This window comes from Mastigocoleus sp. MO_188.B34 (assembly GCF_030065675.1).
Classification (GTDB): domain Bacteria; phylum Cyanobacteriota; class Cyanobacteriia; order Cyanobacteriales; family Nostocaceae; genus Mastigocoleus.
In genome coordinates, this window is the sequence record NZ_JASJDK010000015.1 from 84,914 (window position 1) to 110,270 (window position 25,357).

General features: G+C 37.5%; 18 protein-coding genes. 9 read left to right on the forward strand and 9 right to left on the reverse strand.

What is annotated here, in order from left to right:
- Positions 1-151: 151 nt before the first annotated feature.
- From QNJ50_RS05875 to QNJ50_RS05900, 6 genes are all read right to left on the reverse strand, one after another.
- The gene (locus QNJ50_RS05875) at positions 152-1,180 is read right to left on the reverse strand and encodes an NAD(P)-dependent oxidoreductase (RefSeq protein WP_300633129.1); all 1,029 of its coding nucleotides are present in this window, start codon (positions 1,178-1,180) and stop codon (positions 152-154) included.
- 426 nt (positions 1,181-1,606) lie between these two features.
- Complete coding sequence (lhgO, locus tag QNJ50_RS05880; RefSeq protein ID WP_300633131.1) at positions 1,607-2,818, reverse strand: L-2-hydroxyglutarate oxidase; 1,212 nt, start codon at positions 2,816-2,818, stop codon at positions 1,607-1,609.
- 72 nt (positions 2,819-2,890) lie between these two features.
- Positions 2,891-3,664, reverse strand: a complete 774-nt coding sequence (gene rfbF, locus QNJ50_RS05885) for a glucose-1-phosphate cytidylyltransferase (RefSeq protein ID WP_300633133.1) — start codon at positions 3,662-3,664, stop codon at positions 2,891-2,893.
- An 891-nt stretch (positions 3,665-4,555) separates the two neighbouring features.
- Entirely contained in the window at positions 4,556-6,736 is a 2,181-nt protein-coding gene (locus QNJ50_RS05890) for a tetratricopeptide repeat protein (RefSeq protein WP_300633135.1), read from the reverse strand.
- A 60-nt stretch (positions 6,737-6,796) separates the two neighbouring features.
- Positions 6,797-7,576: a PP2C family serine/threonine-protein phosphatase gene (locus QNJ50_RS05895; protein WP_300633137.1), complete on the reverse strand. Its 780-nt coding sequence runs from the start codon at positions 7,574-7,576 to the stop codon at positions 6,797-6,799.
- A 50-nt stretch (positions 7,577-7,626) separates the two neighbouring features.
- Positions 7,627-8,301, reverse strand: a complete 675-nt coding sequence (locus QNJ50_RS05900; protein ID WP_027840267.1) for a VWA domain-containing protein — start codon at positions 8,299-8,301, stop codon at positions 7,627-7,629.
- A 590-nt stretch (positions 8,302-8,891) separates the two neighbouring features.
- On the opposite strand from QNJ50_RS05900, the gene QNJ50_RS05905 reads away from it, so the two are divergent.
- The 4 genes from QNJ50_RS05905 (at position 8,892) to QNJ50_RS05920 (ending at position 13,853) form a co-directional block, all read left to right on the forward strand.
- Positions 8,892-10,271, forward strand: a complete 1,380-nt coding sequence (locus QNJ50_RS05905) for a response regulator (protein ID WP_300633141.1) — start codon at positions 8,892-8,894, stop codon at positions 10,269-10,271.
- Positions 10,272-10,447: 176 nt separating this feature from the next.
- The gene (locus QNJ50_RS05910) at positions 10,448-10,852 is read left to right on the forward strand and encodes a response regulator (protein ID WP_300633143.1); all 405 of its coding nucleotides are present in this window, start codon (positions 10,448-10,450) and stop codon (positions 10,850-10,852) included.
- 104 nt (positions 10,853-10,956) lie between these two features.
- A complete protein-coding gene (gene pheT, locus QNJ50_RS05915; protein ID WP_300633145.1) occupies positions 10,957-13,395 on the forward strand; it encodes a phenylalanine--tRNA ligase subunit beta in 2,439 nt (812 codons plus the stop codon).
- Between the two features lie 188 nt (positions 13,396-13,583).
- Positions 13,584-13,853 carry a YciI family protein gene (locus QNJ50_RS05920; protein ID WP_300633147.1) on the forward strand — a complete coding sequence of 90 codons (270 nt, stop codon included), beginning with the start codon at positions 13,584-13,586 and terminating at the stop codon, positions 13,851-13,853.
- A gap of 300 nt (positions 13,854-14,153) precedes the next feature.
- Here the strand turns inward: QNJ50_RS05920 and QNJ50_RS05925 are convergent, their stop codons facing one another.
- Positions 14,154-14,342 carry a hypothetical protein gene (locus QNJ50_RS05925; RefSeq protein WP_300633149.1) on the reverse strand — a complete coding sequence of 63 codons (189 nt, stop codon included), beginning with the start codon at positions 14,340-14,342 and terminating at the stop codon, positions 14,154-14,156.
- A gap of 641 nt (positions 14,343-14,983) precedes the next feature.
- Between QNJ50_RS05925 and QNJ50_RS05930 the strand changes: the two genes are divergently transcribed.
- Both QNJ50_RS05930 and QNJ50_RS05935 read left to right on the forward strand, forming a co-directional pair.
- On the forward strand, positions 14,984-17,515 hold the full coding sequence (locus QNJ50_RS05930) for a mannose-1-phosphate guanyltransferase (protein ID WP_300633150.1): 2,532 nt from the start codon (positions 14,984-14,986) through the stop codon (positions 17,513-17,515).
- Between the two features lie 1,094 nt (positions 17,516-18,609).
- Positions 18,610-19,509: a pentapeptide repeat-containing protein gene (locus QNJ50_RS05935; protein WP_300633151.1), complete on the forward strand. Its 900-nt coding sequence runs from the start codon at positions 18,610-18,612 to the stop codon at positions 19,507-19,509.
- 381 nt (positions 19,510-19,890) lie between these two features.
- Here QNJ50_RS05935 and QNJ50_RS05940 read toward each other — a convergent pair whose 3' ends face one another.
- The gene (locus QNJ50_RS05940) at positions 19,891-21,231 is read right to left on the reverse strand and encodes an ABC transporter ATP-binding protein (protein WP_300633153.1); all 1,341 of its coding nucleotides are present in this window, start codon (positions 21,229-21,231) and stop codon (positions 19,891-19,893) included.
- 729 nt (positions 21,232-21,960) lie between these two features.
- Here QNJ50_RS05940 and QNJ50_RS05945 point away from each other — a divergent pair.
- Together QNJ50_RS05945 and QNJ50_RS05950 are read left to right on the forward strand one after the other, a co-directional pair.
- Positions 21,961-22,641, forward strand: coding sequence for a single-stranded DNA-binding protein (locus QNJ50_RS05945; protein ID WP_300633155.1), 681 nt, complete (start codon positions 21,961-21,963; stop codon positions 22,639-22,641).
- A gap of 299 nt (positions 22,642-22,940) precedes the next feature.
- Entirely contained in the window at positions 22,941-23,804 is an 864-nt protein-coding gene (locus QNJ50_RS05950; RefSeq protein ID WP_300633157.1) for a tetratricopeptide repeat protein, read from the forward strand.
- Between the two features lie 17 nt (positions 23,805-23,821).
- On the opposite strand, the gene QNJ50_RS05955 is transcribed toward QNJ50_RS05950, so the two are convergent.
- Complete coding sequence (locus QNJ50_RS05955) at positions 23,822-24,631, reverse strand: EndoU domain-containing protein (RefSeq protein ID WP_300633159.1); 810 nt, start codon at positions 24,629-24,631, stop codon at positions 23,822-23,824.
- 444 nt (positions 24,632-25,075) lie between these two features.
- Here QNJ50_RS05955 and QNJ50_RS05960 point away from each other — a divergent pair, with 444 nt between their 5' ends.
- Positions 25,076-25,303, forward strand: a complete 228-nt coding sequence (locus tag QNJ50_RS05960; protein ID WP_058183799.1) for a hypothetical protein — start codon at positions 25,076-25,078, stop codon at positions 25,301-25,303.
- Positions 25,304-25,357: the final 54 nt, after the last annotated feature.

Here is a 25,357-nt window from a genome sequence, read left to right on the forward strand (position 1 = left end):
AGGCTGATGATTAACTGTCAGCATTTTTTACGACAAAAAACCTTGTTTATTATTCCCTCTCGTTCAAACAATCTTGCCACACACAGCTATTCTGAATCATAAATTTCCTGATTCAGAGCATTAAACACTGTTCCTGGGACATTACTAATACTTATTTCTTATTCCAAAAGAAATTTTCATCTATTTGTTGAGTGCGAATAAGATACTCTAACTGCTTTAAGCGTGTAAAGCCACGAAATTGAAACATGTCTTCAGTCATATCAATTTGCTGAAATAGATCGTATAACTGCTGAGCGCCAAGCTGAGCGTTCCAATCGCATTTAAAACCAGGCAGCTTAGTATTAATTTTTTCAAAGGATACTCGATAGCTACGATTATCTCCACCACTATCGCCGAAGCTTAATTCACAACCTTTAAATACACTCGCAATAACTTCAGCAATTTCCTTAACTCGATAGTTATTACTTGTATCACCAACATTAAAAATTTGATTGTGGATAATATCCCTAGGTGCTTCTAAGGTGCAAACAATAGCTTTACATATATCTAAAGCGTGAACCAAAGGACGCCATGGAGTCCCATCACTAATCATTTTTATCTCTTTGGTGGTCCATGCCAAACCAGCTAAGTTATTGAGAACAATATCAAAGCGCATTCTAGGAGAAGCACCAAAAGCAGTTGCATTACGCATAAAACTTGGGGAAAAGTTATCATCCGCCATTGGCTGGATATCTTTTTCTACCAAAGTTTTACATTCCGCATAAGCTGTTTGAGGATTTACTGGAGATTCTTCTGTGACATCACCCTCAGTTGCTACCCCGTAAACACTACATGAAGACATGTATACAAATCGACGCACCCCAGCTGATTTTGCTAATTCAGCAAGACGAATAGAACCTTTATGATTAATTTCATAGGTAATGTTTGGCGCAAGTTGTCCAGTTGGATCGTTGGACAACTCTGCCATATGGACTACTGCTTCTACACCCTGTAAATCTTCCTTGGTTATATTGCGAATATCTTTATTTAAGGTCTTGGCTGTTAGTGTAGTACCGTTATACAACCAACCAGATTTATAAAAACCGGTATCTACACCAATTACTTCATGACCTTTTTCTAATAATAAAGGAGGTAATAATGACCCTAGGTAACCCTCGGTTCCAGTGACAAGAATTTTCATAGATACCAATTCCTATTAGTTAATTTGTTCAGTTCTATTTTTGCTTTTGTCAAGCTATTTACCTGGCGATTAGACTAACTTTTAGTCGACCCATATGTCAACAAATTTTAAATGTTAATAGTATTTATTGACACAATTTTTACAATCCATGTTTCTTGATAAAAGTTTCAGAAAGTGTGTTTGCATAACACTGACTACATAAGCAATAACTGGTATCAGCAAGCCGAATAGAATGATATTTTTCTCCAGGCAATATAGTTTTACAACAAGCAATTAAGCTGTTTTTGTTGTGCCAATAAACTATCTCCCAAACTTGCTATTAATGATGTAATAGATGTATAATTAAAAATTATTTTACCCACTTATCATTTAGATGTGCCTGCGCCAATTTTTGTTTGTCAGACGCAAGCAATACTTACGAGAGAATTAACTCAATACAGGCTGTAACGAAGACTGTTCTTTAATCCTTTCTACAATGGCTTTACCTATTTCTAAAGAAGAAGTTGCAGCAGGTGAAGGCGCATTGCAAACATGAATTGAATTTTGACCTTGAACAATCAAAAAATCATCCACCAATTTCCCATCTCCCATTAATGCTTGAGCTCTAACCCCTGCATGGGTTGGAATCACATCTTGTGCTTGAACTTCAGGAATTAATTTTTGCAGGCTTTGCACAAAAGCCGCTTTACTGAAAGAGCGAATAATTTCTTTGATGCCCTCATCTGCATGTTTGGCTGCTAATTTCCAGAAGCCAGGATATGCCATTACCTCAGCAAAATCACGTAAACTAAAGTCTGATTTTTTGTAACCCTCACGTTTGAGGCTAAGAACGGCGTTGGGACCGGCATGAACACTACCATCTATCATGCGGGTAAAATGTACACCCAAGAAAGGAAAATCTGGATTTGGTACTGGGTAAATTAATCCTTTGACTAGATAACGTTTTTCTGGAGTTAACTCATAGTATTCTCCGCGGAAAGGTACTATTTTAGCTTGAGGATTGACGTGACCGAGCTTAGCGACGCGATCACTATATAAACCAGCACAGTTAACTATAAAATTCGCTTCAAATGCACCATTATTAGTTTCAAGTACTTGAGAATTACCCCGAGTTAAGATTTTTTGAACTTTGGTGTTAAGACGTAAATCTCCACCACCCTCTGCGATTATTTGGGCATATTTCAAGCAGACCTGCTTGTAATTAACAATGCCAGTTGATGCTACATATATTCCACCAACACTATTAACGTGGGGTTCAAATTCTTTAACTTCTTGTGGACTAATTCTTTTGACTTCAATACTATTTTCTACACCGCGTTGGTAAAGATTTTCCAGACGGGGTAATTCCGAACTATCTGTTGCAACAATTACTTTGCCACAAACTTCATGGTCAATATTATGCTCTTGGCAAAATTCAACCATTGAACGACAACCATCTCGACTGAATTTAGCCTTGAAACTTCCAGGTTTATAATAAATACCAGAGTGAATTACGCCACTATTATTGCCAGTTTGATGGGCAGCCCATTGATTTTCTTTCTCTAAAACTAATATACTTGCTTCTGGGTAAGTTTGGCTTAATTTCATACCGATGGATAGACCGACAATCCCACCACCAATAATTGCAAAATCGTACATTAATGTTCTACTCCCCTGCTTATTTAATATTCCCAATCCCTACTCAGATAATGAATTAATTATTTGTATCGGTTACCATATTTTCCAGGGAGCTTGATTATTATTCCACAGCCCCTCAAGATATCTTTTATCTCTTAAGGTATCCATCGGATGCCAAAATTCATAATGTTTATAGGCAGACAACTGTTCCATTTCTGCCAATTTTTCTAATGGTTCTCTTTCCCAAACGCTACTATCATCAGCAATTAAGTCGATAACTGCTGGTTCTAATACAAAATACCCACCATTAATCCACGCTCCATCACCTTCCGGTTTCTCACGAAAATTGGTAATTTTTGTTTGTTCTTGACCTAAGACAATAGCACCAAAGCGTCCTGGTGGCTGAACTGCCGTTAATGTTGCTAAAGTATTTTGTTGTTTGTGAAAATTAATTGCTTCTGTGATATTTATATTGCTTACACCATCACCGTAGGTAAAACAGAAAGTTTCATTACCAAGATGTTCTCTGACCCGCCTTAAGCGTCCGCCTGTCATCGTAGTGTCGCCAGTATTTACCAAAGTAACTCGCCAAGGTTCTGCATTACCAGAGTGAACATTCATCTGGTTGTAACGCATATCAAAAGTCACGTCTGACATATACAAGAAGTAGTTCGCAAAATACTCTTTGATGACGTAACCTTTATAACCACAGCAAATAATGAAATCATTTATGCCATGGGCTGAATAGACTTTCATTATATGCCACAAAATTGGTTTGCCACCAATTTCTACCATTGGTTTTGGTCTGACACTAGTTTCTTCGCTGAGGCGAGTACCAAGACCCCCTGCTAAAATTACTACCTTCATAAAACTACCTCTAATTTTATTTGCATGTTGAGCAGGTTAGTATAAAACTGCTTATTTTTATTACAATACAAAAATAAATATTAATTTTGTTAGTAATAAATTTAACTATATTATTATCCACAGGGATAAAGAAAAGGTAAATAAAATAGTTCAGCGTGTAAAAAATAGAAAAAGTTTACTAAAAATATAATACATATGATGTTAACACTGAAGTACTTAATTAAGCTCGAAATATATAGGTATTTTTTAAGAAAAAATGTTGAAATGTATAAAATGATTTTGTATTAATATTCTTATACAATAATTGGGTAATATAAAAAATACTTAGTTATATTTTTGCCTTGGCAACAATTGATGCTGTCATGCTAATCCCTTGCTAAGAGTCAAAATCAACTCTCATACATCATTATATTTATTTTTATTGCAAGGTACTTTGAGAAACACTAAAGTTTGTTTAACTAAGGGTTAAAGCCCTATTTATACATCAAGTAATAGAAAACTTTGTTACACGTGTATTGCTATGTTTTTCGCTTAGGACATTATATTTTGCGAAGAAGGGAATGGGGAGCAGGGAAAAGGAAATTTCCTAACCTGAAATTGTAAGTATATATCTAATTTCTAAAGAAAAACAAAATCTATTAAAAATCCACTTTCCAAAATAGGGAAGCGGAAGATGTTGAAATATTATCTAAATTTATTTTTAACTTTTGCTGATATAGCTTCTCTCTGTCGCATTCAAATCAAAAAAATATTGTTACATAAATTTTATCCCGAACACCTAAAATATTTAATATTTGAACTATGAAATAAAAATTCTAATGAATAGAAAGCACCCATGAAAATGTCATGAGAATATACGAGTGGCAGTAAGATTCTCACAAACTGTTTTGACTAGCTACTTTTACCAAGTACGTTACTATTTTGGAAGAAAGTATCGCATCTATTTTCTAGAACCACACAAATACTGCTCAGTGCTTGTTGGTAATTATCCATATCTTCCTGTTCTAAGGAAATCTTCGCAGCTTTTTGTAAATCATCAACTGCCTTCTTATGGTTTTTACCCGTTTTAGCTAAACCATATTGTGCAAGTTCATAACGAACGACGCCACGTTTTAAGTAAACTTTTGCCAAACGAGAGTTAATTTGCAAGGCTTTTGAAAAATCATTAATGGCTTGTTTATACTCAGACTCAAAACTACTACTATATTGTGCAATTTGATAGCGGAGTAAACCACGCTGATAGTATGCTTCTGCTCGTTTTGGATTAATATTTATCGCGTAATTAAAGTCATTGATTGCTTTCTTAAAATCATTTTGTGAATCCCCACTATATTTTGCCATCTGGGAACGTACTATTCCCCGTCTGATAAATGCTTCAGCATCTTTACGATTTATATTTAATGCCCGATCGTAATCTGCGATCGCTAGCTTATATTCTTCATCAGGATCGGTGCTATATTCAGCCAGCATATGATGAACATTACCCCGGTTGACATAGGCTTTAATTTCTGACGGGTTAATTTCTATTGCTTTGTTATAGTCTGCTAAAGCTGCTTGATATTCTTTGAGGTTATAATGAGCATTCCCTCGATTCACATAAGCTTTAGAATGCTCGCTTTTTTTCTCTATTGCTTTACTAAACTTTTCTACGGCTTCTTGATAATTTCGAATTTTATACAGAGCATGACCCTGCTTGTAGTAGTCATCAAAAGTATAATTGTTAGCTGCAGCTTGAGTTTGTTTTAAAACTTGTTGCGTGTAAGCACTCTGAGAAATAAATGGACGATTAGTGAGTTTTATCATCCAATCCAGATAACCTAAAAGACCAAAGCCAACCAAACAAAACATCATTGGATATAGGCGACGCTTTTTGATTGGTTGATAATAAGGAACATTTTGAGCACTTCCCCTTTGAGGAAAGTTTGTTGCCTTCCAAGGAATGGTATTCTGTGGTAACCTCTGAGGCTGATAGGAAGGTCTTTTAGACTTAATTCTAGGTTTTAGATGCTCCTTAGCCGCAATTGCTTCTGGTGATGGAAATGGATCGCGTCCTCCCAAGCGTGAAGTTCTCTCACACCAAGGACATTTATGTAAATGGTTGCTATGTATATGTTGAGGATTACTAGAACAAGTAACTAAAGCTTCTTCCGCTTCTGCAAGTGCTAATAACCAATGTTGAGCGCTAGGACGTAATTTGGGGTCGTAATGACCATCTTCAAAACAACGAACAAATAGTTGCTGTAAAGTCGGATGGAGAATTTCCCAGTTTGGTGCAATTGGGGTAGCTACATATGGGACTCTCCGTCCTTGACTGTAAGTAAAATGACCTTCAGCAATACGGACTTCATAAGCCGGAGGTTCTCCAGTACCTTGATATATACCGGAGAATGGGTGTGTTCCTTCCATTAATAACTGAAAGATTAACACTCCCAACCCAAATAAATCATGAGTTTCGCTACGTTCGTGCTGACTAAAGTTCTTATTCTGTAGTTCTGGTGGAGTAAACTCCGGTTTACCTACTTTACAGCGATAAACAGTTTTGTGGCTGGGGTCTGAAACTTGGAATGAGTCGGTATCAACCACTGTAACCAAAGCAGCATCACTCACAAGTATATTTGACTCATTAACGTCGCCAATACAATAACCACTTGCATGTAATGACGCGAATGCTGCTGCCATATTACGAGCAGTACGGAGCAGATACTGATAATTAAATAAAGGACAATGTTGTCGTCGCGTTCTGGGATTATAAAAATCGATAATTGGGCGCATTCCTCTCAGACGTGGCATCAAAAAGCCAACAATCCGATCATTCCCATGGCTTGAATATAATGCCTCGGTAGGCCAAGCAATAGAAATATGCCCCAAACTTGCCGTGGGGTTGTCTGGGGGGTGGGCAATCATTACTTCAAGCTTGTGCCCATGCTCTTCGGTTGGTTTATGATAAATTTTTGCCACCGAACTGCTATCTGTGGGTACAGCATAAACACAAGCTTCCCCACCACGTCCTAAACTGACTGTGAGATTAATCGAAATATTCTTATTGTCAGGAAGACGACGTAGTACCTGCATGATATGATTTGGTTTAAACAGAAGATAAAAAATAGATTATTCTCATAGTTCAAAAACTACCTAGTCTCTCAATGCACCTATGATTAAAGTTAAATCATCATCGGTACGCTGGGTTATTTTATCCGAGCGTAAAAATTTGACTAGTTGTTCTTGAGCGACAGACTTATCTTGAGCATTGGCGACAAACTCAAATAATGGCATAAAAAAAGGTTTATGAGGTGCACCGACAGCCATGTTCATGGCTAACATTTCCAACCCATCTGTAATCATGCCAACATTTACTATCGGTTGACGCCAGATCTTCAACTGTGCAGTTTTTAACGCAGCTGGAGAGGTCAAAAATGTGGTTTCATTTATATATTCACCGTTATCAGGGATGGTAAGCGCTAGTAAATTACCCCCTTCATCTTTTGCTACTGCTACACCATCACCCACCTGCGCCACAGCAACAAGTTCGGGCGTAGCAATCATAATAATCAAAGTAGTCGCCAAATCCATTGGCTGCTTCTCGCAAGCTACTGCTTCTTCCTCCACAGCTTTTGCTGCTGAAAGCATTGCTTCTGCCAAAACCGATCGCACTAGCGCATCATCAATCAGTGTTTCTTGAGTAATCTCCTTGTTTGAGATACTCTCGACTGCAGTTTCTACAGCAATCATTGCTCCAACTTTACCTTGGACTGCAGAACCAGCACCATCTGCCGCTGCTGCTACCAAGATATTATCTGGCAACAATTGCCAATGATGAGCATCTTGACACAACTGCTTGTTCTTTACGTGACTAGTACCACATACCGATGCAGCAACTACCCGCCAATTAAGTATTTGCTCCGAAATTTCCATAAACAGTTTTCTAACAGTTGTGGGTGCATTCGGTCGTCGCGAACTTGATGTTATACCGAGTTCCAACCAATAGGTGGTAGTGCTACTTGCTCGTCTACCTTTGATTGGGATACCGTCGACATACTAGCTGAAAGCCACACAAACATCTCTACAAAATTTAAGCCCTCTAGTTTCAAAGGTGTACGTACAGAGATTTGGTTCAAACGCGTCATGTTAGCATTTTCAACACCTACAGTGAAAAATGCCACGCGTTTATTTGCTTCATCCGCTTGCAAGCGACGCGACGCCTGCTCTACGATATCATCCATCTCACCTTGGGGTTCCCCATCTGTGATCATAAAAACCCAAGGGCGATAGTAGGCAATACCATTAGAACGATATTGAGCTTTTCGTTCTTGAATTATATCCAAGGATTTATTAATCCCTGACCCCATAGTTGTAAGTCCTTGAGCGGTAAGTATGGGTGGGTTGAATTGATCGGCAGTCACAAAGTCTTGGACGACATTTACATTACTATCAAAAGTTATGATAGCTACTTCGACCCTTCTGGACGCCAAAGAACTTTTAGTCAACTCATCTTTGAAACTGAGCAGACCTTGATTCAGAGCTTCGATAGGCATTCCCTGCATCGAACCAGATGTATCTAGTAACAAGACACAAGGACAACGTGGCTCTGGATTTTCAGCAAATTCAACTACTTCATCAAGTTTTAATGTGTCGAGCATAACTTTGTGCTGCTATATTAAACTCCAAAGCTTAATTTCCTTCAGATAAAAGTATATAATTTCAAAGCCCCAATCTGATGAAATCTTTTTGGTGCTTGTCCCTTATTAACTTACTTTTCATTAAAAAAAAATAATACTACAGGAATACCTCACACTTTAAAGAAATCTTAATGAAAATATGTTTGTATAAAAGTGAATAGTACAGATAAATTTACTTTCTCTGATAGTGTATTCACGGTAATTTATACACAAATATAGAATACAATAGCCTCACAACTTAGTTCATACATGTATTTAAAGATTCTGTGTAGAAAAGACTGATTTTGCATGAACTAATTAACTGGAATTCATATAGCCAGATTGAGTACTACAGAAATATAATTTTAAGTATTTACATTTAAAAAAAATTGAAAATTAACAAAGTTAGTAGTGGGAACGAGCCGTTAAAAAGATAATCGGATATAACTTTTATTGTGGGTGCGTTTGTGGATAGTGTGTTTATTTGTGATGTTTGGAAACGCAAAGTCCTGTTTCGTAGCTATGTATATTTTTTGGCTTTTTTTGTAGTTATAATCATAACCTTTAAGTAGATGAAAAATTTAGGTACATTTACGAAACTGCGTCCGCCGAGCTTGCTAAGACACCTAACGAATGCCTCTGAAAATGTTTGTTTGCAAGCATTCAGTCAATCAGTTACTTGGACGATTTATATCGAAAACGGGAAAATTATCTACGCAACTCATTCTGTAGAACCTTTTGATAGGTTGGAACGTCATCTGCGTCGTTTGAGTTATCAAGTTCCCACCTTAGATAATGAATTAAGAGCACAAGTTCGGCTGAAGTTCGAATCAGAGACCCACATTCCACCTTTAATTCATCCAGAATATGAAGCCATTTCTTGGTTGGTAAGCGAAAAATATCTACAACCGAAACAAGCAGCTTTAATCATTCAAGAACTTGTTAAAGAAGTTATAGAGTCATTTCTTTTAATCAAAGAAGGTAAATATGAACTGACTCTTTTTGATGGTATAGTTCCAGTTTTAAGTAAGCTGAGTATAGATAAGTTGCTTGTCTATTCACACGAGAGATTACAGCATTGGCGGTCCTTTGCTCCCCAAATTACATCTCCCTTTCAACGCCCCTATTTATTTATGAAGGCTGATGGCAATCATGGAAATTTACCAGGAATTCAACAGAAATTAGCTAACTGGATGAAAGGGTTTAGCTTGCGACATCTTGCAGTAATTATGAACCAAGATGAAGTACAGTTAACCCACAGTTTGTATCCCTACATTCTTAATGGTTCAATTTTATTACACGAACCAGATCCTCCTTTTGATAATTTACCAAAAACTTTTGATGAAAGATTAAAAGCACAAATTTATCATCATCAATTGAATAAGTATCAAGTTGTCAATATAAAGGAATTACAAAATAAAGTAACTCCCATTAATAATGTAATTTTACCTATTACTAATTTAGTTACCAATGAAGAAGAAGTTCAACCTTCTCCTTCAAAAGAAGAAAATATTAAATATTCTACTACAGTAACTAAACCAAGCAATAGTTCTCGAAAAGGCAAGCACGCAAAAAATACTGGTAAAAAGAATTATACTATCGTTTCGGTAGATGACAGTCCCACATTTCTCAAAGAAATTAGTCGTTTCTTGGAAGATGAAAATTTCTCTGTGATTACGATTAATGACCCAGTTAAAGCTGTGATGTTGATCATTCGCTACAAACCAGACTTGATTCTTTTAGATTTGCACATGGAAGGAATTGATGGGTATGAACTATGCCGAATTATTCGTAATAATTCCATGTTTAAGAAAACTCCCATTATTATGGTTACTGGTAGTAAGGGAATTGTTGACAAAGTCAAAGCAAGACTTGTAGGTGCATCTGGATATCTAACCAAGCCCTTCACTCGAGCCGATTTATTAAAAATGGTATTCATGCATTTGACTTGATGATTTTTGGGCTTGATTATTTCATGATTAATGCTTAATTTTAATGATAAGTTGAGAAATATATATTACTAAAGATGAATACTAATAAGTATTTATTCTTGGGTGAACATGTAAGTTCATCAACATTATTGATGTCCAAAAATTATCCATTTTAATGATTTGTTGGGGGTACTTGTATGGCTACAGTTTTAGTTGTCGATGATACTCCATCGCAGTTGGAGTTGATGAATGTTTATTTACAAGATGGTGGTTATCATGTTATTACTGCTAGCGATGCAAAAGATGCATTGTTCAAAGCAGAAAATTATCAACCGGATATTATCCTAACTGATGTTGTAATGCCCGGAATGAGCGGCTTTGAATTTTGTCGCCAATTAAAAAGAAACCCAGTCACCCAAAATTTACCAATCGTCATTTGCAGTTCCAAAAACAAACAAATAGATAAAATTTGGGGAATGAGACAGGGCGCAGATATCTACTTAACTAAACCCTTCAGCAAACAAGAATTAATTCAGGCATTAAAATCGGTTTTAGATTCTCCAATGCCAATAGTTAGTCATACGCGAACAACTGTCTCCTAAAAATAGCAAGGAACAAATGACCAGTGACAAATAACCAATGAGTAGTGAATTCTGCATACAATTAGAGGAATCATTAAAATTTTTAGAACGAGCCAGCAAATTTTATGCGTATTTCTCTCAATTGGCTGCGGGAACTGGTAGAGTTAAAGCTTGACCCAGAAGAATTAGCTGAAACTCTGACAATGGCAGGGTTTGAAGTCGAAGATATTGAAGATCGTCGGACTTGGGCTGATGGTGTAGTAGTAGGAAAAGTTATAGAACGAGAACCCCATCCAAACGCAGACAAGTTGAGTGTTTGTCAAGTTGATGTTGGTGTTGGTGAAAGTTTAAATATTGTTTGCGGTGCTCCCAACGTATGCTCAGATATATACGTACCAGTTGCAACTGTGGGTTGTTACTTACCCAATATAGATTTAAAAATTAAACCTGCTAAATTACGCGGGGTTAAGTCTTACGGGATGATTTGTTCCTTGAAGGAACTTGGTTTACCTGCAGATATAGACGGAATTCATATTTTTACTGGGGAAGATTTGCAATTAGGTAGTGATGTTCGTCCCCTCTTGGGTTTAGATGATGTTGTCTTGGATGTAACTACTACAGCAAATCGAGCTGATGCTTTAAGTATGGTTGGTGTGGCTAGGGAAGTTGCTGCATTGACTGGCGGAAAACTCAGTTTACCCCTACCTGGAAAAGTTGCTTTTTCTCAAGATATAAGCACTTTGGACGTTAATGTTGAGGATAAAAAAGCTTGTCCGGCATATTTTGGTACGATCATTGAAAATGTCAAAATATCATCATCTCCTGATTGGTTGCAACAGTGCTTGCGTTCAGCTGGAGTGCGACCGATTAATAATGTCGTGGATATCACTAATTATGTAATGTTGGAATGGGGACAGCCGTTACATGCTTTCGACCGAGAACGCTTGCAGGTTGTAGCTGGTGGAAAGCAAAATATTACTATTGGCGTACGTTTTGCTAATGCAGGGGAAGAAATCAAAACTTTAGATGGTCAAACGCGTAAACTTTCTACCCAAAACTTATTAATTACTGCCGGCGATCAACCTGTTGTGATCGCGGGTGTTATGGGTGGAGAGGAAACAGAAGTTCATGAAGGTACGCAAAATTTAGTTTTAGAAGCTGCATTATTTGATAATGTTCCGATTCGTCGTTCCTCCCGCAGTGTTGGTTTGCGCAGCGAGTCTTCTGGTCGTTACGAACGGGGAGTAAATCGTGCAGAATTGGAAATCGCTTGCAATCGAGCTTTATTGTTATTGCAAGAGTTAACTGGTGGAAATATTGTTTACCAAGCTGTTTCTGACAGTCGCCCAGATCCTTCTAGTTGGTCTCGTTCCATTGAATTACGTTTGGAACGGGTAAATCAAATTTTAGGACCAACCAACTCCCAAGAGGAAAATACAGAAGTAACTAGCGAAGATGTAGAAAGAATTCTTACCACATTGGGTTGCAAATTAACTTTAGAAGATGAAGGACGATGGATGGTTTCCGTTCCTTCCTATCGTTATCGAGATTTGGAGCGAGAAATCGATTTAATTGAAGAGATTGCTCGTCTATATGGTTACGATAACTTCTGCGATACCCTACCAGAGGAATCAGAAGCTGGTTATTTACCATTAGACCAAGAATTAAAACGCTGCTTGCGCGCAGCATTCCGTGCTGAAGGATTGACGGAATTAATGCACTATTCTTTGGTCAAGCCAGGGGAATCAAGACAAATAGTACTAGCCAATCCCCTGCTTTCAGAATATTCGGCATTGCGAACCGATTTAATTTTTGGGTTAGTTAATGCTTATAAGTACAATCTAGAACAAGGAAACGGCGATCTCAACGGTTTTGAAATTGGGAGCTTGTTCTACGAAACAGAAGATGGCTTAAAAGAAGAAGAAGCAATCGCTGGAATAATGGGTGGCGATACTACTTCCAGTAGATGGACTAGAAGCGATCGCAGAGAACCCATGACTTGGTACGAAGCTAAAGGAGTTTTAGAAAGCGTCTTTGACAAAATGGGTTTGCAGGTTGAATATCAACCTGATTGTAGCGATGGTCGTTTTCATCCAGGTCGTACAGCTTCCCTGTGGTTGGGTGGTAACAAGCTGGGTATTTTTGGACAACTGCATCCCCAATTTAGACAAGAACGCAGCTTACCAGATGAGATCTATGTTTTTCAGATGGATCTGGAAGTACTCTTGGATGCTCTTGACTCCGATGAAATTCTGATTCCACAATTCCAAAATTATTCCAATTATCCCACTTCCGATCGCGATTTAGCTTTCTATGCACCTGTGAATATCAGAGTTGCTGAAATCGAAAAAGCAGTTACTAAAGCAGGTAAAGGTTTACTTAGTTCCGTAGAATTATTTGACGAATATCGTGGGGAAAATGTCCCCACAGGACAACGCAGTCTAGCATTTCGCTTGATTTATCGCGCAGAGAATCGAACTTTAACTGATACAGAAGTTGAACCAGTACATCAAAAAGTTCGCGATACTTTAGTTGAGAAGTTTGGTGTCGAACTGAGAAGTTAACAGTTATCAGTTATCAGTTATCAGTTATAAGCTTTTGTCGCACCTTTTTCGACTGAAATTTATTTACACCTCGTCTAGGGAACCATTACTAGCTTATAGTTCCAGAAGAAGTAGAGTTTTTTGGATAACAACCAACGATAGCTGATAATTGATAACTGATAACTGATAACTGATAACTGAAAAAAGCCATGGCTAAATACATCATGTGGGGAAGCTACTGCGAAAATGTTCTGGAAAAACGTGCTCCCTATCGTCAAGCACATTTAGATGGACTTGCAAAACAAAAAGCAGAAGGAGTATTAATTACCCTTGGTCCCACAAAGGATACGACTCAAGTTTTTGGAATTTATGAAGCCGAAAATGAAGGGACTGTGCGTCAATTAGTGGAAAACGATCCGTATTGGAAAAACGGTATTTGGACTGAGTACACTGTCAAAGAATGGATTCAGGCTTTTTGAAGCATTACTGGCTGTATCCTCCGGATGTTCGCTCTATCTTCAGGACACAGCTTGAAAATTACAATGGATATTTTCAAAGGGCACATTAAAAGGGTACCTTCAAATTTTACCAAGAAATTTTGCCAAGATTAAATAACAATAAGCCCACAGCAAAACCCTGCATTTTAACTGTTGATCACAAGTCAAATGCAGGGTATAAACCCATATTCCTTGCAAATCCTTAATAAATATCTACGAATTGAGTATTGTTCAGATTTCAATATGAGTGGAAGGTATTTGATTGCCAAGTGGATAGATTCTCTAATCTTTTAATGCCTTTTTAAAATTCTTCCGATAAGATTTATTTGCCACAAATAAAATAGGCCAAAGCAATGATAAAAAAAGGCGATTTGTCTCAGGAGAAAAATTTGTATTTCTAAATCCTTTCCAGAATTTTCTCGCACCAACAAAATAACCAATGATTAATAATATAGCAATAATTTGGCTCATAAAATCAACTCCCTGAATAGTTAAATCTTTTAATACCGAATTGACTTAACTGTATTGAACATTTAAGAAAAAAGCCAGGCAAATAACATTTTCTCAGTATTTGGGATATTTATTGGCAAAATGAAAGGATATTTTATAGTTTTACTTTTACTTTCAGTGATGTGCTGGTCATAGTGATATTTACTAAGACAGTGAAATATATGGGAAAGCATGAAACAGAGACAATTAGTTAATTATTCGCCAAAAAATATTTAGTCCTTGAATCCTGTTCTTTTAACCTATTGATCGGAAAATTTATTCCAAAATAATATCAAATTTCCAGCTAAGGCTCGGTACATTATTCATCAATATCTCGATTCCTGATTATTTTTTTCACACTCTTGATTCATTAATCGTATCCGAAACTATTCTGAAAAAGAAACTTAAATCTCAAAGATTTATAAGCCACGATTGCTTTATCGAGTTGGTTTTTTATCAAGAAACAAGTTACGGTAGCGGACATGTCCAGCAAATTTTTTGAGTAATGAATGTTGTTTAAGTGTTTCAAATAACCTCATTCATAGGACACTAAATATATAGGGATACAAATATCCTATAGTTCAAATGGCATCGAATGGTGCAAACTGTTACATGGAGGATTTATGCGTGCAGTACTGATGGCAGGCGGTTCTGGAACACGACTGCGTCCATTAACTTGCGATCTGCCCAAACCTATGGTGCCCATTCTCAACCGACCAATCGCCGAACATATCATCAATCTTCTCAAAAGGCACAATATTACAGAAATTGTTGCAACATTACATTATCTGCCCGACTCGATGAGAGATTATTTTCAAGATGGCAGTGATTTCGGCGTACAAATTACCTATGCGGTAGAGGAAGACCAACCTTTGGGTACGGCAGGGTGCGTCAAAAATATTGCCGAGCTTCTCGACGATACTTTTTTGGTTATTAGTGGCGACAGTATCACAGATTTTGACCTCCAAGCAGCAATTGATTTTCATCGGTCGAAAAAGTCAAAAGCTACATTGATTTTGACCCGTGTTCCTAACCCAATCGAGTTTGGAGTGGTTATTACTGACGAAGAAGGTCGGATTAATCGCTTTTTAGAAAAACCTTCTACTAGTGAAATTTTCTCTGACACTGTCAATACAGGAACATATATCCTTGAACCAGAGGTTTTAGAATATTTACCTGTTAACCAAGAATGTGATTTCTCCAAAGAATTATTTCCCTTACTGCTGGAGAAAGGAGAGCCAATGTATGGCTACGTTGCCCAAGGGTATTGGTGTGATGTCGGTCATTTGGAAGCATATCGTGAGGCACAATACGATATCTTAGCGGGTAAAGTAGAAGCTGATTTTGCCTATAAAAAAGATGAATCTTCTGACTTATGGATCGGTCAGAATACTTTTATCGATCCTAGTGCTGAAATAGAAGCGCCAGCAATCATTGGCGATAATTGTCGAATTGGTGCCAGAGTTCACATCGAAGCGGGAACGGTAATTGGCGATAATGTAACCATTGGTGCCGATGCCAATCTCAAACGCCCGGTTGTTTGGAATGGGGCAATTATTGGTGAAGAAGCTCAGTTGTCAGCTTGTGTAATTTCCCGTGGTACCCGTGTAGACAGACGCGCTCGCGTTCTTGAAGGTGCAGTTGTCGGTTCCCTGTCAACCGTAGGAGAAGAAGCGCAAATCAGTCCTTCTGTAAGGGTATGGCCCAGTAAGAAAATTGAATCTGGAGCAATTCTAAATATCAATTTAATTTGGGGTAATACGGCCCAAAGAAATCTGTTTGGACAACGAGGGGTGCAAGGTTTAGCCAATATTGATATTACTCCCGAATTTGCAGTTAAATTGGGAGCCGCTTTTGGTTCTACTTTAAAACCTGGTTCTCAGGTAACAGTTTCCCGTGACCAACGTAATATTTCACGAATGGTAACGCGATCTTTAATCGCTGGCTTGATGTCAGTAGGTGTAAATATTCAAAACCTAGATGCTGCGGCTATACCGATCGCCAGAACCGTCATACCAATGATAGATGTTGCTGGTGGTATTCACGTTCGCGTTCATCCCCATCGCCCCGACTATATTCTGATTGAGTTTATGGATGCAAAGGGAATTAATATTCCCAAATCCAAAGAAAAGAAAATTGAAGGAGCTTACTTCAAAGAGGATATGCGGCGATCGCAAATTCATGAGATAGGTAATGTGTCCTATCCCAGCCAAGTTATAGATCGCTACTGTAACGCCTTTGAAAATCTGTTGCATGTTGATACCCTTCGCAATAGTCGGTCGAAGGTGGTTATTGATTATGTATACGCAGTATCTGGTGCTGTTCTGCCACAAATGCTAAATAAGTTTGGTGCAGATGCAGTTGTACTAAATGCTAGTTTAAATACAACTGCTATCTCAGGCGATGAGCGGGAAGCACTACTAACTCAGTTGGGTCACGTAGTGGAAGCACTAAAAGCAAATTTTGGCGTTCAGGTATCTGCCAATGGGGAGCAGCTGATTCTAGTAGATGAGTCAGGTATGCCGATTCGTGGTGAAATGCTGACAGCATTAATGGTTGACATGGTGTTTACAGCTAATCCTCGAGGAAGCGTGGTTGTACCAGTTCATGCCTCCTCTGCTGTGGAACAAATAGCCCGTCGCCATGATGGTAAAGTCATTCGCACCAAGGCAAACCCCACAGCTTTGATGGAAGCAACACAGAAAAATCCCAATGTAGTTTTAGGTGGTAGCGGTGATACAGGCTTCATTTTTCCTGACTTACATCCGGGATTTGATGCTATGTATTGCATTGCCAAGTTGGTTGAAATGCTGACAATTCAAGAAAGATCTTTAGTATCAGTACGAGCAGAGTTACCTCGCTTGATGCACAAAAACTACACCATTCGTTGTCCCTGGACTGCTAAAGGAGCATTAATGCGTTATTTAGTAGAAACTCATCCAGCCCAAAACCTTGAATTGATTGATGGAGTGAAGATTTGTCAACCCTACGAAGATAATTGGGTATTAGTTCTACCGGATGCTAGCGAGCCAATAGTACATTTGTATGTAAATGGCAATGATCGCGAATGGGCAGATGAAGCTCTAAGAGAATATCGCGCCCGCGTACAGGAATTTGTTGAGAAAGAAGAAGAACAAGTAACCACCGAAGTTTAGAAACTAAACCTAGTTGGAAAACCAAGTGTAGTGCCTTGTTGCAATAATTACTATTGCCAATAATTTTAGGGACGTAGGATCCTACGTCCCTATGAAAAGTGAGGTTGGGAAAATAGTGATACGAGCAAGTCATTAGCGTCTAGCGTTAGAAGCGTCTGCGATGTTAGCGACAGCGTGACGTTAGTCACACGGCTTTGCCTTAAAACAAAAACTTAGTCCCTAAAATAAAATAATAGGATCAAGATTTATTAATTTCACTATATTTGGTATAAATTTTGAATTTGGTATATACCTGCTTGCAAATAAGCGGTAATTAACTATGTTTGGTCAGTCAAATAAAATAAATATCAAAAATCTTTGCCCGCGAAACTAGCAAGGGTTTATTGATTTATTTTCTGATTATTTTACTAGAACTATAGCTTTGCCTGAAAGTCTTACATTGCAAAGATTTTATTTTTTCTTTAGAGAGTGATAAAAGAAAACTGATACATCCTGATGGCAGGCACGCTATTAATTAAAATGTATTGGTATATAATTCGGCTAAGATACTCTTCATTCGTTTGACTCAAAAGCTCGTTTAATTGACGAACTTTTTAGTAACATATCCAGCTTCAGAGTGTTATTTTAGGTCGTTTAAATGACGACTTACTGTAACTAAAAATGAGGGTAAAAACCCCATTTTCACTAAAGGAATATGTTCCTAGTATATGATTCTAAAACTCTATTGGGGTAAGAGTTACAGTTTAATTGCAAATTGTGTGTTTTCAAAATGCCTTGGCTAGGAGTTTTAAATGTTTTGTTTGTATCGTCAGTTAAGTCAGCTTATGTCGTTCTCAAATCTGATAGGTTCGGGTTTCCATTCTAGCTTATGTTACTTGCCCTAGTGAGAACGTTCTTGCTGGTACAAATTATCAAACAATTAACTAACTGACGCTTAAGAAACACTTCTCATTCCTCTTGGTCAGCATTATCACCTTAGGATACCCATTAACAGTAACTAGGTGGCTGTAGCGAATGCAACTCAAGTTGTTCTCGGTTTGACCGCTTTTTTCTCATTCCTAGAATGGATGGTTTCCTAACTCCTGTGAGGTTTTATGACAAAATCAAATGAATACTATAAGGCATTAATTAAGGGTATTAAAAAGCATTCCGATGGATGTAAGGCAAGGATAGCTCGAATGGGAATGAGCGACTCCTTAAGAAGAAAAGTTGAAAAAGCTAGGGAAAAAAGAACCCTGATTATTAATAGGGATTTGTCAAGACCAAAAACGAATATTGATATTTCTTGGCAGTTATGGGAGGAAGGTTTTGATTCAGCTTACCAAGAATATCTTGTAGCTATGGAAAATATTATGGGAGAACCAGCAAGTAAGATTCACCAGGATATTTTAAGCTTTGGGGGGCTGGATTTAGAGCAAGAGTTTAAGGTCAAAGCAAGAAAATATTCGAGTTTAGGATTGAACGCTTTAGTTGGAATTCCTGCTGTTATAGCTGTTTTATTTGGTGTTGCTACTATCACCGATGTAAAGTTAGATAATCCAGAACTTACTACTCTCGAACTGGGTGGTAGGAATCTCAAACGCAAAGACCTCAAGCATATAGAACTCAGACATACTGAACTTCGAAGAACCGATCTCAGTGGTGTGGATCTCAGTGGTGTTGACCTTAGCGGAGTTGACTTGAGTGGAGCGAAGCTAATGCACACTGATTTGAGCGGGGCTAAGCTTATAGCTACGGATCTCAGTGGTGTAGACCTCAGAAATGCAAATCTTAGTGGTGTGGATCTTAGAAGTGCAGATCTTAGTGGAGCCAAACTTTTGAACGCAGACCTTAGCGACACCACATTGTGGGACAAAACATTAGGAGAAGCAATTAATTTAACTCCGGAACAAATTAAACAAGCGAAAAACTGGGAAAAAGCTGTGTACAGTCCTCAGTTTCGTAAAAAGCTGAATTTACCAGAAAAGCGACTAACTAAAAAATATAATCCATAAACTAAACCGATTGTATCTACTGTGTTGGTGGATCGCATAAAAATCAACCTGCCAAAATCCTGCATTTCCTTCCAAGGAAACTCCAGTTTTTATGTTATTGGATCTGACAGAAAACAAAGCAAGAATGGCTTAGAGATAAGCTTTTTTGCTCGATGCATCCTAGCAAAAACCCATGACTAGTCTGCGGAGTGGTTACACCGTATTTAGTTGTGGGTTTGATGCATCAGATTCAAGTAATGACTTGTATTCATAGCATTAAAACTGGAGTTTATCGTATAAGTTGTATGGATTTAGATATGTTAATTTTCTGGTAAGAGAGCAGAGAGAAGGGAAAAATTTTTCCCAAAAAATTCTTCAATATATCTGAAAATGAGCAAAATATTAGCTTTCAAATGGCAAAGATAGGGAACGGCTTCGAGGGAAAATTGCTAATTTAGTTTCAGGATCGAAAAAATGAATTTTTTCAGGATTTATTGATAACCAAACTTCTTCACCAAGTTGAAGTATGCGCTCTGGAGAGATTCGCGCTTGTAGCAAATTATTTCTTCTGGAAAAGTCAGGTTCTGGAGAGTCTGAAAGTAAAAGTTTAAAAGAAATGTAAGCATCATTTCCCAGATTTTCCACCAATTCGACTTGTGCGGGCAAATTTTTGGTTGCAGGTACCCCAATACTCCAATTTTCTGGACGAATACCCAAAATTAAGCTACATCCATCATATTTTTGTAAAGCATTTTCCCATGTCGCCGGTAAAGTCATACGAAAATCACCATGAGTGATTAATAACGGTGCGCGAAAAATTACAGGGATAAAGTTCATCGGTGGCGATCCAATAAACTCTGCTACAAACAAATTTGCTGGACGGTTGTAAATTTCCAGTGGAGGGGCTACTTGCTGAATTTGTCCGCGATCTAAAATTGCAATGCGATCGCCCATTGTCATTGCTTCGGTGCGATCATGGGTCACATAAATTGTTGTAATTCCTAATTGACGTTGTAGTTTAACTATTTGGGCGCGGGTTTCTGCTCGCAATCTTGCATCCAAATTAGAAAGTGGTTCGTCCATCAAAAATACTTTAGGGTTGCGCGCGATCGCTCTACCTAATGCAACTCTTTGCTTTTGTCCTCCAGATAGTTCTTTGGGGAATTGATGTAATAATTCTTTTATTTGTAGCAATTCGGCTACTTCATAAACTTTTTTTATAATGAATTTTTCTTGACGAGAATTATGAGAATTATGATGTAATTCTTCGGGCATTTTTTTTGCCCCACCTGACAGTAAATTTTGCCAAAAATTTGTTGAGGGTTGGAGTTTCTCTGGTTGTTCCTTGAGTCTGAGACCAAAAGCTATATTATCAAAGACCGTCATATGGGGATAAAGAGCGTAGTCTTGAAAGACCATTGCAATATCTCTTTCTCTTGCAGAGAGATTATTTACTAAATCCTTCCCTACCCAAATATTACCGCTTGCGATCGGTTCCAACCCAGCAATCAGACGTAGAAGTGTACTTTTACCACATCCAGAAGAACCAAGTAACACCATAAATTCGCCATCAGCTACTGACAAATTAATTCGCCGCAATACACTAACATTTTCGTTACGATTGCCATTTGAATAATCTCTATTATATTTTGTTAGATCTTTCGAGCCTGATGGAGAAATACTAGCTTCCCTTTTACGTCGGGGGAAACTTTTGTAAATATTTTCTAAAATAACTTGCGCCACAAGAATTTAAGATAATTTTTAGCTTTCGAACATTAGTTAATTATGACTAAAAACAGTTAATAGTATGTATCGATGGCAAACAATAACCAATAACCGCTCATAAATTAATTTTACTGACTAAAATATTTTACCTATAGATACATTTTTTACTGAAAAGATGATTTCATTTTAGATGTCAAGATACTACGATTACCATTGAGACCCTTTAAAGATAGAGTTTAGAGGATACGAATACCATAATATAGTAGGAGTCTGCAAGCCGTATAATTTATTTTTAGTCAAATATTTTATTGGTAAGCAATTTAATTTAAATTATAAAGTTATGGGCTGTTGTAGCTTTGCTCGCGGTGCGTTATGGCTAAAGCAATATCCTGTAATCTGCTATTAATTCATATCTTCAAGACTTACGCAATTGTCACGCACCCTAGACGAAAAATGTGCAGGTTGCGTGAGTCCTAATTTTTATTCTTGTAAGCGGAGCATTTAAGATTAAATAGTACTAAGGTACTACATGGATTGGAATGATTTTAAGGATTGATGTTAAAAAAAATCACAAAAGGAAAGAACAAAAAAGGAATCATATAATGTTTCTTCGTACAATAATATCCGCTTTTGTTAGGTTAAGAGGACTAGGAAGATTATTAATCTTCCACACTTAACCCTCTCTTGAGAGTAAATGAGTGGCTCAAAGGAACTAGTACAAATCGATTTGAAAACAGGGCTAATGTCATGAATAGTTGTATTTTAATGGCGGAAATTATTCAACCACCACAACTACGCTACACCTCCGATAACTTGGAAGTCATGGAGATGATGGTGCAGTTCGCATCTGTGCGAGAAGGAGAAAGTCCATCTAATTTAAAAGTGGTTGCTTGGCGTAATACAGCCAAAGAAATCCAACAAAATTATCATCAAGGCGATCGAGTGATCTTGGAAGGACGTTTGGGAATGAGTACAATTCAACGTCCCGAAGGTTTTAAGGAAAAACGGGCTGAACTGACAGTGCAACGTATTTATCCCTTAACATCCGGTGCAAATATTAGTACAGCAACAGGAATGGAAAATATGTCGCCAACTGCTGCAAATCCTAGTTTTGCAGCACAATCAGCTGGAACATCTTTTGAAACCAAATCTCCCGAACCAACATTTAATAGTCCCGTACCAGCTGCAACACCAAGTCCTGGAAATAATGAATTTGGGAACGTTCCCCAACCAAATTTTGAACCTGCAGCTTCTCCTACTCCAAATTACGAACCAAGTACTTATCCTGCAATGACAGAACCAGACGTTGATGATATTCCGTTTATGCGTCCCATTCATTCTCGAAGCAGTTGGGGACATTCCTTAACAGACTTCTTCGAGGAGGAAGTAAATTCTGCTTGGGAAGGAGTAAAGCAGTTTAAACCTTAAAAACTATTTTTAATTACTGTAAACGCGACCAAAACCGATAATTTTTGTTTAAGTCTCCTATTTTTTTTCAGGGGATAGGGCTTCTAAACTGATTAGGAAACATATCTAAGCAAGAGAAGCCTTATCTCGTATGATTTCAGAGGTTAATAATTCCTTTTTAAGTTGGATAACTGGGGAATTTTTGTGATGTGATGCATTTCAAAATTATCTCTGACTGTCGTTATTATCTCTGACTGTCGTTCAAACAAAAAAAGAATATACTTTTTTGTAGCGAGGATAACTATTTAGGGGAATTGAATATGGTTAAAGCTAGTCCTGTTAATATGCAAGGTAGTTTACCTCAAATCGGTCGAGATCGTTATTTTTGGTATCAAGAAGGTAAAAATCTGGAGCGAAAAGGGTTTTATGAAGAAGCGGTAATTTGCTACGACCGAGCAGTGGCTAATGGTGTTGATGAGTATTGGTTATGGTACGACCGAGGTAGTGCTTTACGGGAATTAGGATATTATCACGAAGCAATTACTAGTTTTCAGAAAGCCTTAAAGTTACGTCCCTATGATTATTGGAGTCGATACAATCAAGGCTGCATATTCTTAGAAGATTTAGACGAATTTGAAAAAGCAATTTCAGCATTTGAGAATGCCCTCACTATCCGCAAAAATGACTATTGGGCGTGTTTTCGCCTTGGGGATGCTTTAAGACATTTGGGTAAATACGAACAAGCGATCGCCAGTTACGATCAAGCTTTATCTAGCTACGGTAATGATTATTGGGGATGGTTTCGACGTGGTGATGCTTTAAGAAAATTGGGTCGATATGATGAAGCAATACTCAGTTACGATCGCGCTTTAGAAATTCGTCCGGATGATTTTTGGAGTCATTATAAGCAGGGAGATACCTTTAGATTTCTCCAACGTTATCAAGATGCGATCGCAAGTTACCAAAAAGCAGTAAAACTGAATCCAGAAGATGAATATGCTTGGTACAATTGTGCTTGTTGTGCAGCGTTGCAAGGTAAAAAATATTTAGCACTTGATTATTTAGAACGAACTCTTCACATAAGTCCTGGACAGTTTCTGAGTTTTGCTCAAACAGATTCAGATTTTGACGCTATTAAAACAAGTAAAGAATTTCAAGAACTAATCACAAGTATAAGCTTGTAAACAAATTAAATTTATGATCATATTTTGCTTTTTGTTTTACATTGTCTTCCTTTAGGAGTCGCGTCCGGGTAAAAAGTAATTATTGCTTGTTCTCTTCTAACAAATACCGCTGGAAAAGTTTTTCCCGTATCGCGATCGCGAACCTGGTAAATACATGCACCTTCAGAATTTTCCTGAAGTTTATGAATTTGGGTGACGTCCAAAAGAATTTCTAAGGCGTTACTCAAATAACCGTAACCTTTAATTACATCTGTGACGGTACGACCCTTTTGCTTAATTACTACACCCATGGTGTAAATGATACCTGGGACAACTTCCTGTCTTCGAGTATTGTTTGGTAATCTTCCACCGATTTCTTGTTGTTGCAGCTGCAAATATCTACCGTAAAAATGCAAGCCACCAATATCATTTTGGTTATAAATTTCACCACAAAATATATGTTCAAAACCTTTACGTTTAAACCAAATATCGGTTAGATCATTGATAAACTCCGATCTACTGCGGCGACCTGGACGTAACTCACCCGCTGTTATTTGTTGGAGTTTTTCTACTACATCTGGATACTGAGATAAAAGTTGTTTAAATCGTTTGGGTTTGACTCGTGTTCCAATTGCCCCACAGGTTTTGAGTATTGCTAGATCGAAGGAATTTAGCTTGGGTGCAGGAGGGGAAATATCTAAATTTTTTCCTGGAGGAAAACCCACGGGAACTGGGTTATTGACATTATCGAAAAATGGTAAAAGTTTTGTGTTCTGCGATTGTGCTTTGACTGGGTTACTTAAACCAAGAGGTAAAAGGAAGAGCAAAATAGTTAATAACTTGAGCATATGTTTTTGCAGTAATTTTATAAGTAGGGCTTGCTGAATTAAATTAAAAACTATAGCAGGCAAGGATTTTAAGCTTTTTTATCCCAAATAGATGCAAGGAAATAACGTTTAGAGTTTCAAAAACCTTGCACTTTAGTCCCCGATATCCCTGGGTAAATTAGAAACAAGCGGGATGAAACTAATATTTTGCAAGCTTTGTGGCTTCTAGAGTCGCGAAAGTCTACTTTTTCAGCAAGCCCTAAGTATAATTTTGTACCTGCAACTAGTAACCGCCAAAAAAGGACAATCTTGGTTTACCAAGACAACTGAAATCAGTACCAACTGTAGTTGATTAATAAGCTGGCTTCCCAGGTTAAAAATAAGTGGGAGACAAACGAAATATTTTCAAATTAGCTGGGTAACCTAAAAGCAAAATAAATTTAAATTAAAAATAAAACATAAAAAATGAATATAAAACCCAGTATTTTCCTGTTAATGCTAGCTTTTTTATTATTTACTGCTCTCGGCGATTCAGTTTTACCAGAACCCTTAAAAACTGCTAGCTACAATACTCGTACAACTATAAACAAATTTACTATTGGTTTATTCCCTGCTTGGCAACCGAAACAAAAACCCCACGAACGTACCAGGAAAGCTTTGGAGAAATTAGAAAAAGATACAAGCACAAACTAAAAAAATATCCAAAGGTAGGAGCGATATAATACTCCTACCAGAATCGAATTAATT